At 65.3% G+C, this 13427-nt stretch carries 12 protein-coding genes; 3 read left to right on the top strand and 9 right to left on the bottom strand.

Annotated features, from left to right (window positions below; translation table 11 throughout):
- Nucleotides 1-174 precede the first annotated feature (174 nt).
- Nucleotides 175-2919, bottom strand: coding sequence for an aconitate hydratase AcnA (gene acnA, locus GFD32_RS17580; protein ID WP_163577878.1), 2745 nt, complete (start codon nt 2917-2919; stop codon nt 175-177).
- A gap of 184 nt (nt 2920-3103) precedes the next feature.
- Here acnA and GFD32_RS17575 point away from each other — a divergent pair, with 184 nt between their 5' ends.
- Nucleotides 3104-3313 (top strand): CPXCG motif-containing cysteine-rich protein, encoded by a 210-nt coding sequence (locus tag GFD32_RS17575; protein ID WP_089683920.1) that lies wholly within the window; start codon nt 3104-3106, stop codon nt 3311-3313.
- Between the two features lie 140 nt (nt 3314-3453).
- Nucleotides 3454-4407 carry a thioredoxin-disulfide reductase gene (trxB, locus tag GFD32_RS17570; protein ID WP_163577877.1) on the top strand — a complete coding sequence of 318 codons (954 nt, stop codon included), beginning with the start codon at nt 3454-3456 and terminating at the stop codon, nt 4405-4407.
- A 146-nt stretch (nt 4408-4553) separates the two neighbouring features.
- On the opposite strand, the gene GFD32_RS17565 is transcribed toward trxB, so the two are convergent.
- A complete protein-coding gene (locus GFD32_RS17565; RefSeq protein ID WP_163577876.1) occupies nt 4554-4877 on the bottom strand; it encodes a SlyX family protein in 324 nt (107 codons plus the stop codon).
- A 50-nt stretch (nt 4878-4927) separates the two neighbouring features.
- Between GFD32_RS17565 and GFD32_RS20085 the strand changes: the two genes are divergently transcribed.
- Entirely contained in the window at nt 4928-5392 is a 465-nt protein-coding gene (locus GFD32_RS20085) for a cold-shock protein (protein WP_276208819.1), read from the top strand.
- A 187-nt stretch (nt 5393-5579) separates the two neighbouring features.
- On the opposite strand, the gene GFD32_RS17555 is transcribed toward GFD32_RS20085, so the two are convergent.
- The 7 genes from GFD32_RS17555 to map all read right to left on the bottom strand — a co-directional run bounded on the left by GFD32_RS17555 (nt 5580) and on the right by map (nt 13398).
- Complete coding sequence (locus tag GFD32_RS17555; RefSeq protein ID WP_163577875.1) at nt 5580-5978, bottom strand: hypothetical protein; 399 nt, start codon at nt 5976-5978, stop codon at nt 5580-5582.
- Nucleotides 5979-5996: 18 nt separating this feature from the next.
- Nucleotides 5997-7169: a succinyl-diaminopimelate desuccinylase gene (gene dapE / locus GFD32_RS17550; RefSeq protein ID WP_163577874.1), complete on the bottom strand. Its 1173-nt coding sequence runs from the start codon at nt 7167-7169 to the stop codon at nt 5997-5999.
- Nucleotides 7156-8181: a 2,3,4,5-tetrahydropyridine-2,6-dicarboxylate N-succinyltransferase gene (gene dapD, locus GFD32_RS17545; RefSeq protein WP_163577873.1), complete on the bottom strand. Its 1026-nt coding sequence runs from the start codon at nt 8179-8181 to the stop codon at nt 7156-7158. The genes dapE and dapD overlap by 14 nt, the downstream gene beginning before the upstream one ends.
- 67 nt (nt 8182-8248) lie before the next feature.
- Complete coding sequence (locus GFD32_RS17540; RefSeq protein ID WP_163577872.1) at nt 8249-8587, bottom strand: Spx/MgsR family RNA polymerase-binding regulatory protein; 339 nt, start codon at nt 8585-8587, stop codon at nt 8249-8251.
- A complete protein-coding gene (gene dapC, locus GFD32_RS17535; protein ID WP_163577871.1) occupies nt 8587-9786 on the bottom strand; it encodes a succinyldiaminopimelate transaminase in 1200 nt (399 codons plus the stop codon). The genes GFD32_RS17540 and dapC overlap by 1 nt, the downstream gene beginning before the upstream one ends.
- Nucleotides 9787-9913: 127 nt before the next feature.
- Entirely contained in the window at nt 9914-12595 is a 2682-nt protein-coding gene (locus GFD32_RS17530) for a [protein-PII] uridylyltransferase (protein ID WP_163577870.1), read from the bottom strand.
- A gap of 11 nt (nt 12596-12606) precedes the next feature.
- Nucleotides 12607-13398 (bottom strand): type I methionyl aminopeptidase, encoded by a 792-nt coding sequence (gene map / locus GFD32_RS17525; RefSeq protein ID WP_163577869.1) that lies wholly within the window; start codon nt 13396-13398, stop codon nt 12607-12609.
- Nucleotides 13399-13427 lie beyond the last annotated feature (29 nt).

Genomic DNA, 13427 nt, shown 5'->3' with positions numbered 1-13427 from the left:
TAAACCCGTCCCTGGGCACTACCGATGCCCTGCTTCGCTCTCGCATCCTGCTCCGCTTGCAGGACCGGTGCTGGCCATCCATGGCCAGCCCGTTCGGAGCAATGCTCCTCACCCATGGCATCGGACCCCCTCTGCGGCTTGTTCCCGACGCCTTTCGCCGTCAGGCTGCTCCGGTCAAGCCGAGCCGATCATCTTGCGCAGCACGTAGTGGAGGATGCCGCCGTGGCGGTAGTACTCCAGCTCGTTGGCGGTGTCGATACGGCACAGCGCCTCGATCTTCTTCTTGCCCTTGTCGGAGGCGATGGTCACCGTGACCTTGCCGCCGGGGGTGAGCTCGCCGAGCCCCGTGATGGAGACCCGTTCGTCGCCAGTGAGGCCGAGCGTCTTGCGGCTCTCGCCCTCGGGGAACTGCAGTGGCACCACGCCCATGCCGATCAGGTTGGAGCGGTGGATGCGCTCGTAGGATTCGGCCAGCACGGCGCGCACGCCGAGCAAACGAGTGCCTTTGGCCGCCCAGTCGCGAGAGGAGCCTGTGCCGTACTCCTTGCCGGCGATCACCACCAGCGGCGTGCCCTCCTGCTGATACCTCATGGCGGCGTCGTAGATGGCCATCTGCTCGCCGGAGGGCACGTGGCGGGTTTCTCCGCCGACCACGCCATCGAGCATTTCGTTCTTGATGCGCACGTTGGCGAAGGTGCCGCGCATCATCACCTCGTGATTGCCGCGCCGCGAGCCGTAGGAGTTGAAGTCCACCGGCTTGATGCCGCGCTCCTGCAGGTAGCGCCCAGCGGGGCTGTCGGGCTTGATGGCGCCGGCCGGCGAGATGTGGTCGGTGGTCACCGAGTCGCCCAGCATGGCGAGGATACGGGCATCGGCGACATCTTCCACCGGGTTGGGCGTCTTGCCCATGCCCTCGAAGAAGGGCGGGTGCTGAATGTAGGTGGAGTCCGCCGACCACTGGTACACCCGGCTCTGCGGTACCTCGATGGCCTTCCACACTTCGTCGCCGTCGAAGACTTCCGCGTACTCCTTGCGGAACATCTCGGTGTTGACCTGCTCCACTGCCGCGGCGATTTCCGCTTGGGAGGGCCAGATATCCTTGAGGTAGACCGGCTGGCCGTGACGGTCGGTGCCGATGGGGTCGCGGCTCAGGTCGACCTGGACGTTGCCGGCCAGCGCATAGGCGACCACCAGGGGCGGCGAAGCCAGCCAGTTGGTCTTGACCAGTGGATGCACGCGGCCTTCGAAGTTGCGATTGCCCGAGAGCACCGAGGCCACGGTGAGATCGCCATTCTCGATGGCTTCCTCGATCGGGCCGTCCAGCGGACCGGAGTTGCCGATGCAGGTGGTGCAGCCGTAGCCCACCAGGTTGAATCCCAGGGCATTGAGGTCTTCCTGCACGCCGCCGGCGGCCAGGTAGTCGGTCACCACCTTGGAGCCCGGCGCCAGCGAGGTCTTGACCCAGGGTTTGGTGGTCAGCCCCTTCTCGCGGGCCTTTCTCGCCACCAAGCCGGCGGCCATCATCACGCTGGGGTTGGAGGTGTTGGTACAGGAGGTGATGGCGGCGATCACCACGGCACCGGGATTGAGGCGGAAGGCGTCGCCGTCGAGATCGACGTCCTGGCTGTCATGGTGATCGTAGCTTTCGTCGATGCCCACGGCGGTCTGGCCGCCTTCGGACATCAGTTTGCCGTTTTCGGTGGAAGAGAGCGGCTTGCCGTCGTCTTCCATCACCTTGGCGAAGGTGGCTTTCATGTCCTTCAGGGCGACGCGATCCTGGGGGCGCTTGGGGCCGGCCAGGCTGGCTTCCACCTCGCCCATGTCCAGCGCCAGGGTATCGCTGAAGATCGGTTCGTCGCCGGGGTCGCGCCATAGTCCCTGGGCCTTGCTGTAGGCTTCCACCAGCGCGACCTGAGCGTCGTCACGACCGGTCAGACGCATATAGGTCAGCGTCTCGTCGTCCACCGGGAAGAAACCGCAGGTGGCGCCGTACTCCGGGGCCATATTGGCGATGGTGGCGCGGTCGGCCAGTGGCAGATCCTTCAGGCCGTCGCCGTAGAATTCGACGAACTTGCCCACCACGCCCTTCTTGCGCAGCATCTCGGTGACGGTCAGCACCAGGTCGGTGGCGGTGATGCCTTCACGCAGCTTGCCGGTGAGCTTGAAGCCCACCACCTCGGGAATCAGCATCGACACCGGTTGGCCGAGCATGGCGGCCTCGGCCTCGATGCCGCCCACGCCCCAGCCCAGCACGCCCAGGCCGTTGATCATGGTGGTGTGGGAGTCGGTGCCGACCAGGGTGTCGGGATAGGCGTAGGCCTTGCCGTCCACCTCCTTGGTCCACACCGCCTTGCCCAGGTATTCGAGGTTGACCTGGTGACAGATGCCGGTACCCGGCGGCACCACGCGGAAGTTGTCGAAAGCGTCCTGGCCCCAGCGCAGGAACTCGTAGCGCTCGCGATTGCGCTCCATCTCGATGGCTACGTTGTCCTTGAACGCCGTGGGGTTGCCGTACTTGTCGACCATCACCGAGTGGTCGATGACCAGATCTACCGGTGACAGCGGATTGATGCGCGCCGGATCTTCGCCGAGTTTTTCGACTGCCGCACGCATGGAGGCGAGATCCACGACGCCGGGCACGCCGGTGAAGTCCTGCATCAATACCCGTGCAGGGCGGTAGCCGATCTCGCGGTCTGAATGGGCCGCCTTCTGCCAGTCCACCAGTGCCTGCATGTCTTCTCGGGATACGCTGTCGTCGTCGGCGAAGCGTAGCTGGTTCTCCAACAGAATCTTCAGTGTCTTGGGCAGTCGTTCGATGTCGCCCAATGCGGCGGCAGCCTTGGGCAGGCTGTAGTAGTGGTAGTTGGTACCGCCGGCTTGCAGTGTGTCGAGAGTCTCGGGGGTGGGATCGTTGCTCATTGCTGTCCTCCTTTGCGGCCTCGCCTTGGGAGAGTGGACGAACCTTCCTGGTGCCACCATTAACACATGGTCATGATCGCTGGCATTTTCAAGCAAGGATGGGGCAGTGCCGGTCGCCAGCGACGACACCGCGCGCCGTACTGAACTACAGTGGTGACGATAGGTTCGGCGATAGGAGTCCGTCATGCATGAGGAGTGGTTGGAAAGCCGAATGGTTCACTGCCCGTACTGTGACGCTCCCTTCGACCTGCTGGTCGATCTCTCTGGCGGCGACCAACAGACGTGGGAGGATTGTCCTCATTGCTGTGCGCCGATCCAGGTGCGCATCGCCGTCTCTTCGGTGGATGGGGACCTCGAGGAGCTGACCCTGGGGCGTGACGACGAGGTGTTGTAGGGCGTCGAGCCCGGGCTGGGAGGCTGGTACAATGGCGGTCGTTTGCAGTCGCTACCGGCGGTGGACGGCCAGCCGACAGTGCCCTGGGCTGTCGTCTCTCTTTTTCGATGACCTTTTTCCGCGAGTCACGAGGTTTCCCCATGAGCGAAGCGCGTCACGAACGCCTGATCATCCTTGGTTCCGGTCCGGCCGGCTACACTGCCGCCGTCTACGCGGCCCGCGCCAATCTCAAGCCGTTGCTGATCACCGGCATGCAGGCGGGCGGCCAGCTGACCACTACCACCGACGTGGACAACTGGCCCGGTGACGACGCCGGCGTTCAGGGGCCGGAGCTCATGGAACGCATGAAGCGTCATGCCGAGCGCTTCGATACCGAGGTGACGTTCGATCATGTCCACGAGGTCGAGCTGCGCAGCCGCCCCTTCACGCTGAAGGGCGACAGCGGCACCTATACCTGTGATGCCCTGATCATCGCCACCGGCGCCAGTGCGCGCTATCTGGGGCTGGCGTCGGAACAGCAATTCATGGGCCAGGGCGTATCGGCCTGTGCGACCTGTGACGGTTTCTTTTACCGCAACCAGGAGGTGGTCGTGGTGGGCGGCGGCAATACCGCCGTGGAGGAGGCCCTCTACCTTTCCAACATCGCATCCAAGGTGACGCTGGTGCACCGTCGTGACAGCCTGCGCGCCGAGAAGATTCTCCAGGACAAGCTGTTCGAGAAGGCCGAGAACGGCAATGTCGTGCTGGAATGGAACCATACCCTCGACGAGGTGCTGGGCGACAACACCGGGGTGACCGGGGTGCGGCTCAAGTCCACCGCGACCGGCGAGACGAAGGAACTGGCGGTGCCGGGGGTGTTCATCGCCATCGGCCACAGCCCCAATACCGGTCTTTTCGAAGGTCAGCTCGAGATGCGCGGCGGTTACATCACCGTCCAGTCCGGCCTCGATGGCAATGCCACCGCCACCAGCGTGCCGGGCGTGTTCGCCGCCGGCGACGTCATGGATCACGTCTACCGTCAGGCGGTCACCTCCGCCGGCACCGGCTGCATGGCGGCGCTGGACGCCGAGCGTTATCTGGACGAATTAAGCTAGAAGCTGGAAGAGCGCCGCTGCGCGGCTGGAAGCTGGAAGAAAACCCTTTATTCAGGAGCCGGTGGCGACATGCTGCCTTCCAGCTTCCAGCTTCCAGCTTCCAGCTTCCAGCTTCCAGCTTCCAGCTTCCAGCTGTCGCGAAGCGACTAGTAATGTGGCGGCACTTCGTCTTGCGAGTGGGGTGACGCGGCATCGGATTCCTCCAGTGCCCGCTGCTGCTCGCGCAGCTTCTGCTGCATCAGCGCATTGAGCCGTTCGAGCTGGACGAGGCGCCGTTCCTGGGCGGCTATCGCCTCGTCCAGGGTGTCGAGCCAGTGCTCCTGGTAGGCGAGGCGGCTTTCCAGGTCGTCCAGTCGGGTTGCCAGCCGGGCGGGCGATGGCTCACCGCTCGTGCTAGAATCGTCGCGCTGCGTGTCGCCGTTGACCGCGACATGCTCTTTAGGCGGCGTGGCGCCATGCCGTGTCGTCATCGCAACTCCAGTCGTGTCGTTTCACCATCAAAAGCGAGCATTTCCCCTCCATGAATCGTAAGGTTATCTTTCGTTGCAGTCTCATCAGCCTGCTGCTGGCCGCGCCGGCCCCGCTGCTGATCGCTCTGTTCGTTCATCTTACCGGCGGCGATCTGGCGCGTCGTCTTTTTGCCAGCCTCGAGGTCGGCGGCATCGCCGTCGTCTACGTGGCCGCCGCGGCCGCCGTCTTCCTGCTATTGCTGATCGCTACCCTGGCGGTCAATGCACTGACTCCGCAGCTTGCCAATATCGCCGAGGTCGAGAACGACGACCGTGAAATCGGTGAGGTCAAATGGTTCAACGTCAACAAGGGCTACGGGTTCATCAAGCGCGACAGCGGTGAAGATGTCTTCGTGCATTTTCGTGCCATCCGCGGACGCGGCCATCGCACCCTGGCCGAAGGTCAGAAGGTGCGCTATCACGTGATCGAGAATGAGCGGGGGCTGCAGGCCGACGACGTCACCGTGATTACCTAGGAAAGCGGCTGCGCTCGGTCATACTGCGTTAAAAATCGAACTCAAAGTACTCATTGACTACAGTAAACTCCGTCTTTTCGTCGATTTTTGCCTTGTCTGACCTTCGCTCGCCGGCTTTCGCGAGAACGGCAGCCCCGCCGCCTCAAGTGACAGCGCCCCGCCTCGCGCGGGGTGATGCCGTTTCCGGTTACCGGCCGGAGTCGGGCCAGTCGATCGCCCGTTCCGTGCCGTCGGGCAGCACCTGCCAGAAGCGGTCGGGGTCGTCGCCGGGTTGCCAGCTGCCCAGCGAGCAGCGCACTTCACAGCCCAGTCGGGCGGCGGCGTCCCGCGCGCAGTCGGTGTCGCGCGGCCAGGGCGTGTGGGCGCTGTCGAACCACAGGCTGGCGAAGCCGTCGGCGGCGTTCTCCACCAGTAGCACCGGAATGGAGTGGCCCTTGCGATGGCCGTGGGTCTTCCACTGGCGGCGGCCGGCGCCGCGCAACGGAGCGGCGTCAAGCAACTCTCCCAGCCAGGCGTTCAGGGGCTCCCGCGGGGCCTGGGCCAGATAGATCTCGATGTCCGGATAGGCGGCGTCACTGGACGTCATGGCATTCTCTCGTGGCATTCAGGGCTGGGCTTTACCGTTGACGAACAGCTTGGTCAGAACCGCCTCGTAGATGCGGCTCAATTCGTCCAGGTCGGTGGCACGGACGCGTTCGTTGGTCTGGTGGATGGTGGCATTGCACGGGCCGAGCTCGACGACTTGGCTGCCCAGGGTGGCGATGAAGCGCCCGTCCGAAGTGCCGCCGCTGGTCGAAAGCCGGGGCTGGCGTCCCGTTACCGCCTCCACGCCGTGCAGGGTGGCCTCCACCAGTTCGCCTTCGGCGGTGAGGAAGGGCTCGCCGTTGAGCGTCCAGTCGATGTGATAGTCGAGATCGTGGGCATCGAGGATCGCTCGAGTGCGTGCCTGGAGATCGCCGTGGGTGACCTCGGTGGAGAAGCGAAAATTGAAGACGACCTCCACGTCGCCGGGAATCACGTTGGTGGCGCCGGTACCGGCGCGAAAGTTGGAAACCTGGAAGCTGGTGGCGGGGAAGAAGTCGTTGCCGCCGTCCCAGTGCTCCTTCACCAGAGCGTTCAGTGCCGGCATCGCCTGATGGATGGGATTGTTCGCCAGATGCGGGTAGGCAACGTGGCCCTGAATGCCCTTGATGTGCAGTACGCCGCCCAGCGAGCCACGCCGGCCGTTCTTGATCACGTCGCCCATCGCGTCGGTGGACGAAGGCTCGCCCACGATGCAGTAGTCGAGCCGCTCGTGGCGCTCGCGCAGATGCTCGACCACGGCGCGGGTGCCGTCCACCGCCGGGCCCTCCTCGTCGGAGGTGATCAAAAAGCCGATCTTTCCGTGATGGTCGGGGTGGGTCGCGACGAAGCGCTCCACGGCGGTGATCATGGCTGCCAGGCTGCCCTTCATGTCGGCGGCACCCCGGCCCCTGAGCATGCCGTCATCATCGATGCACGGCTCGAACGGGGGGTAGTCCCAGCGGACGTGGGGGCCGCTGGGCACCACGTCGGTATGGCCGGCGAAAGCCATCAGCGGGCCGTGATGCCCACGGGTCGCCCAGAAATTCTCCACGTCGCCGAAGGGCAGGCGCTCGATATGGAAGCCGAGCGCCTCGAGGCGCTCGATCATCAGGTCCTGGCAGCCCAGGTCGTCCGGCGTCACCGACGGGCGGCGCAGCAGCTCGAAAGCCAGCTGCAGGGTGGGCGAGAGGCTGGCGGGATCAGTTATGGGCATGCAGCGCCTCGTTGAGTGCCACGGCGCTCTTGTTGGTCAAGCACTCGATGCGGCCATTCTGCGAATTGCGACGCAGCAGCAGGTCGCTCTGATTGGCCAGTTCGCGTGCCGCCACGGTGTCGACCTCCTGCCCCTGATCGTCGAGCAGCGTCACTTTGGCACCGGCGGTGATGTAGAGCCCCGCCTCGACGGTGCAGCGGTCGCCCAGCGGGATGCCGATGCCGGCATTGGCGCCGATCAGACAGCCCTCGCCGACCTTGATGACGATGTTGCCGCCGCCGGAGAGCGTACCCATGGTGGAGCAGCCGCCACCCAGGTCGGAGCCCTTGCCGACCACCACGCCGGCGGAGATGCGGCCTTCGATCATGCCGGGGCCTTCGGCGCCGGCGTTGAAGTTGACGAAGCCTTCGTGCATCACCGTGGTGCCCTCGCCGAGGTAGGCGCCCAGGCGCACTCGGGCGGTGTCACCGATGCGCACGCCGCCGGGTACTACGTAGTCGGTCATCTTGGGGAACTTGTCGACGCAGTCCACCGAAAGGGTACGGCCGGCCAGGCGCGCCTTGAGGCGACGTGCCGGCAGTTCCTCGATGTCGATGGGGCCTTCGTTGGTCCAGGCGATGTTGCGCAGCAGGCCGAACATGCCGGTGAGATCGAGCTCGTGGGGTTTGACCAGGCGGTGCGAGAGCAGGTGCAGCTTGAGATAGACTTCCGGGGCACTCTGCGGGGGCAGGTCTTCGGCCAGGAGCATGGCCACCAGCGGACGCTGGCTCGTGGCTAGGGTTTCGGCCAGCTCGGCCTGGCCGGCGTGCCCCGCGGCCTTGAGGGCGCCGGCCAGCTCGGCGCAATGCTCGGGCAGAAAACTCACGGCGGCGTTGCCTTCCGGCACGTCCAGCACGCGCTTGACGGCGTCGATCAGGGCGTCATCAGGCTGGAACAAAGGGGCCGGATAATAGATCTCCAGCCAGTCGCCCTGGGTGTTCTGGGTGCCGATTCCAAGTGCAAAGCTCAGCATGGGGTGGTGTCCTCTGGCATGGGTCGTGGGTTCGGAAACGGGCGGCTGGCGGAGAAGGCCGGCCGACCTAAAGCTTGTCGTAGTCGCCCTCGCGGTAGCCGACGAGGATATCGTCGCCGGTGTCCAGCAGCGGACGCTTGAGCAGGGTGGGGTTGGCTAGCATCAGCTCGCGCGCCGTGTTGGCATCGATGTCGGCCTTGGTCTCGTCATCGAGTTCGCGCCAGGTGCGGCTCTGCTTGTTGAGCAACGTCATCAAGGGTACGTGGTGCAGGATGTGCTCGAGCAGTGGCGCCGAGAGACCGTCTTCACGCAGGTCGTGCACCTGGTAGGGCATGCCCTTGCGGTCCAGGGCTTGGCGTGCTTTGCGGCAAGTGTCGCAGTTCTTGATCACGAATAGGGTCAGCATCATGCGCTCCTTTCGATGAACCGTCGAATGCGTTCGGCGGCTTCCTGGGCAATGGCCGTTTCCGCGACCAGGGCCAGTCGTACCCGCCCGGCGCCGGGGTTGACGCCATTCGTGCCGGGCCGGCCCATGAAGGAACCGGGCAGCACGCTGACGTGGGTTTCGGCGAAGAGTCGTCTGGCGAAGGCGGCATCATCGCCGCCGGGAACGGCCGGCCATAGATAGAAACTGGCTTCGGGGTCGGGGAAATCAAGGACCGGTGCCAGCACTTCGGTGACGGCGGCGAAGGTGGCCCGGTAGGCGTCGCGATTGTCGCGAACGTGGGCTTCATCGGTCCAGGCGGCGATCGAGGCGTGCTGCAGCGGCAGCGACATGGCGCAGCCGTGATAGGTGCGATAGCGCTTGAAGGAGCCGATCAGCTCGGCGTCGCCGGCGACGAAGCCGGAGCGCAGCCCTGGCAGGTTGGAGCGCTTGGAGAGCGAGTGGAAGACCAGGCAGCGACGGTAGTCGTGGCGGCCGAGGGCGGCGCAGGCCTCGAGCAGCCCTGCCGGCGGAGCGTCCTCGTCCAGGTAGAGTTCCGAATAGCATTCGTCGGAGGCGATGACGAAATCGTGTTCGTCGGCCAGTGCCAGCAACGCCTGGAAGTCGGTCAGCGGCATCACCGCCCCGCTGGGGTTGCCCGGCGAACAGACGAAGAGAATCTGCACGTCGCGCCATACCTCGGCAGGCACGCTGCCGACATCGGGCAGAAAGCCCGTATCGGCGTGGCACGCCAGGTAGTGGGGCGTGCCGCCGGCCAGCAGGGTGGCGCCTTCGTAGATCTGGTAGAAGGGGTTGGGAATCGCCACCTTGGCCGGACGGTTGCGGTCCAGTGCTGCCTGGACGAAGGCGAAGATGGCCTCGCGGGTCCCGTTGACCGGCAATACCTGGGATTCCGGGTCCAGGCCTTCGAGGCCGAATCGCCAGCTCGTCCAGTCGGCGATGGCCTGGCGCAGTGCGGGAAGGCCGGCAGTGGCTGGATAACGGCCCATCTCGGCCAGGTGGGCGCCCAGCGCCTTCAGTGCCTCCGCATAAGGCGCGTGCCGGGGCTCGCCGATGGTCAGGGGGATGGGGGCGAGCCCCTCGGGCGGCGTGACACCGGCCTTGAGCGCGGCCAGCCGCTCGAAGGGGTAGGGCTTGAGGGCGTCGAGATCGGGGTTCATGGGTGTCCAGGCGCGCCTTGCCGGCCATGGCCTCGGGCGTCATTGTCGTGGTTGGAAGGGGGTTGATTATAGGGAAGCCCGGGAGCGGCCTCAAACGGAGCCAGGGGGTTCGGTGCACCGAGAGGCCTTAGCCGGACACGTCCAGCACTTCGACGAGCCGCTTGCGCAGGCTCTGCTGGCGATCGGGGTCGGTGAGCGGCGCGCCGGTCTTGTCGGTGATGAAGAAGACGTCTTCCACCCGCTCGCCCAGGGTGGCGATCTTGGCGGCGGAAAGGGCGATGTTCTGCTCCATGAAGATACGCCCGACCCGGGCCAGCAGTCCGGGGCGGTCGGGAGCGGTCAGTTCCAGAAGGGTGCGTTCGTTGGCTGGATCCTGTTCGATGCGCACCTCGGTGGGCACCTTGAAGTGGCGCAGCTGGCGCGGGGTGTGGCGGGTGACGATCTGCGGGTAGTCGTCCGGGTCGTCGAGCTCCTCCACCAGGTGACGACGCAGCGCCTCGATGCGCTCGGGGTCGCGAATGGCGCGGCCCTGATCGTCCAGCACGATGAAGGTGTTGAGGGTCCAGTCGTTGCTCGAGGTGGCGATGCGGGCATCGTGGATCGATAGCCCTAGCTGCTCCATGGCGGCGGCAGTGGCGGCGAACAGGTCTTCCACCGAGCGGGTATGGATGAACACCTTGGTGCCGCCATCGTCCCTCTCGTCGGCGGGCGGGCTGACCAGGACGAGCGGCAGCGGGTTCTCGCCATGAGCCAGGATGCCCTGGGTCTGCCAGACGATCTCGCTGGGAGCGTACTGCAGGAAGTAGTCCTCGCCGAGCGACTCCCACAGCCGTTCGACCCGGGCCAGGTCCACCCCTACGGTGGCCAGCAGCGAGCGCGCCTCGGCACGCGTCTCGCGTACCCAGTCTTCGCGGTCCAGCGGGTTTTCCAGACCGCGGCGCAGGGCGCGCTTGGTTTCGGCATGCAACTGGCGCAGCAGCGATGCCCGCCAGCCGTTCCACAGCGTGGGGTTGGTGGCGTTGATGTCGGCCACCGTCAGCACGTAGAGATAGTCGAGCCGGGTTTCGTCACGCACGGTGCTGGCGAAATCGGCGATCACGTCAGGATCGGTGATATCGCGCTTCTGGGCGACCATCGACATCAGCAGGTGATGCTCTACCAGCCAGCTCACCAGTCGGGTGTCGCGCGCCGGCAGGCCATGACGCTCGGCAAAATCCGCCACGTCACGGGCGCCGAGCTCCGAGTGGTCGCCGCCGCGTCCCTTGCCGATGTCGTGGTAGAGCCCGGCGATCCACAGCAGCTCCAGCTTGGGCAGCTGGTGAACCAGCGCCGTCGCCACCGGGAACTCATCGTGGGCCTCGGGCTCGCGGAAGCGCTGGATGCACTTGAGCAGGCGCAGGGTGTGGGCGTCCACGGTATAGATATGAAAGAGGTCGTGCTGCATCAGGCCAACGGCTTGGCCGAACTCCGGGAGGTACTTGCCGAGCACGCCATAGCGGTTCATGCGCCGCAGCTGACGCGGGACGTTGCCGCCGGAGCGCAGCAGGTCCAGAAACAGCTGCTGGTGGCGGGAGTCGTCGCGGTAGAGGTCGTCGATCTGATGGCGGTGGTCGCGGATCAGGCGAATGGTGTCGGCGCGCACGCCTTCGATCTCGGGATGCTCTGCCATCAGCAGGAAGAGCTCGAGCAGGGCTGAGGGCTGTTCGCGGAAGATCGCCCGCGAGCGAGCCTGGATGTAGCCCCCCTTGATCTCGAAGCGCTCATTGATCGGCACCAACTCCAGGCGCTCGCCGCCACGCAGGATGACCTCGTCGAAGTGCTGCAGCAGCATGTCGTTGAGGCCGGCCAGCGCGGTGACGTGGCGGTAGTAGCGTTTCATGAACTGTTCGACGGCCAGCCGTTCGGGGGTGTCGCGAAAACCGAACAGTTCGGCGATGGTGCGTTGATGGTCGAACTGCAGGCGGTCTTCGGCGCGCTCGGTGAGCATGTGCAGGGCATAGCGCACCTGCCACAGGAAGGCCTGGCCCTGGCTGAGGATGCGCAGTTCGGCATCGTTCATGAAGCCGTTGGCCACCAGGTCTTCGTAGCGCTGACTGCCGAAATGGCGCTTGGCCACCCAGCCGATCATCTGGATGTCGCGCAGCCCACCCGGTGAGCTCTTGAGGTTGGGTTCCAGGTGGTACTCGGAATTGTTGTGACGGTAGTGGCGACTGATCTGCTCCTGCCACTTGGCCTCGAAGAAACGGTCCGCCGGCCATAGCCGTTCGGGGGCTAGGCGAGTCTTCATGGCATCACGCAGCCGCTCGGGGCCGGCCAGGGTGCGCGACTCCAGCAGATTGGTCATCACCGTGATGTCGTTGGCCGCTTCGCGTTCGCAGTCGGACAGCGAGCGGACGCTGTGTCCGATCTCCAGGCCGATGTCCCATAGGAAGGTGATGAAGGCCGTCAATGGCTCGCGGTACGGCGCGTCATCGTCGTTCTCGAGCAGCAACTGCAGGTCGATGTCGGAGTGCGGGTGCAGCTCGCCGCGTCCATAGCCGCCGACGGCAAGCAGGGCTACGTCGTCGTCCGGCCAGTCGTGACGCTCCCAGGCGATGGCCAGCAGCCGGTCGAGGCACCAGGCTCGCCCATGCACCAGGTCGCGGATGTCGGCGCCGGCGCGAAAGCGTTCGTCGAGCCGGACCTGAATATTGCGCAGGGCGTCCTTGAAGGGGGCGATGGGAGAGCGGCTGCCGGCCAGTTCGGTGCGAAAGGTTTCGGCGTCGAACAGCGACTCGTCGGGCACGAAGCGGTAGTGATGCAGGAGCATGGGCGATCGACTCAGCGGTCGAGGAAGGCGAGGTCTTCGTCGCCGCGGGCGGTGAGCACTTCGACGCCGCTTTCGGTGACCAGCAGGGTGTGCTCCCACTGGGCGGATAGGCTCTTGTCGCGCGTCACCGCAGTCCAGCCGTCGCGCAGTACCTTGGTCTGATGACCGCCGATGTTGATCATCGGCTCGATGGTCAGGCACATGCCGGCGGCCAGCTCGATGTCGGCCTCCGGGGCATAGCCGTCGTAGTGCAGCACCTGCGGGTCCTCGTGGAAGCTGGCGCCGATGCCATGGCCGCAAAAGTCGCGTACCACCGAGTAGCCGTTGGCTTCGGCGTGGGACTGGATGGCGCGGGCCAGCGTCGAGAGGCGTACGCCTGGCTGCACCTGGGCAATGCTGTGGTACAGGCATTCCTGGGTGATGCGGCACAGCCGTTCGCCCTGGATGGTCTCGCCGATCACGAACATCACGCTGGAGTCGCCGTGGTAGCCGTCGGCGGTCTTCACGGTGATGTCCAGGTTCATGATGTCGCCGTTCTTGAGTTTCTTGGCGGCATCGGGGATGCCGTGGCAAACCACGTGATTGATGGACGTGCATACCGACTTGGGGAAGCCGTGATAGTCGAGCGGGGCGGGGGTGGAGCCCAGCTCGTTCACGATGTAGTCGTGGCACAGGCGGTCGATCTCACCGGTGGAGATGCCAGCCGTGACGTAAGGTGTGATCATCTCGATCACGCTGGCGGCCTGACGGCCAGCTTCGCGCATCTTCTCGATCTCGTCGGGCGTCTTGATGGGAATGTTCATGGAATCTCGGTTCACAGGGGTGGATCGCC

The organism is Halomonas faecis, from assembly GCF_010993975.1.
GTDB lineage: Bacteria > Pseudomonadota > Gammaproteobacteria > Pseudomonadales > Halomonadaceae > Halomonas > Halomonas faecis.
The sequence above is the reverse complement of the archived record's forward strand: the minus strand, read 5'-3'. Positions and strand labels throughout refer to the sequence as shown.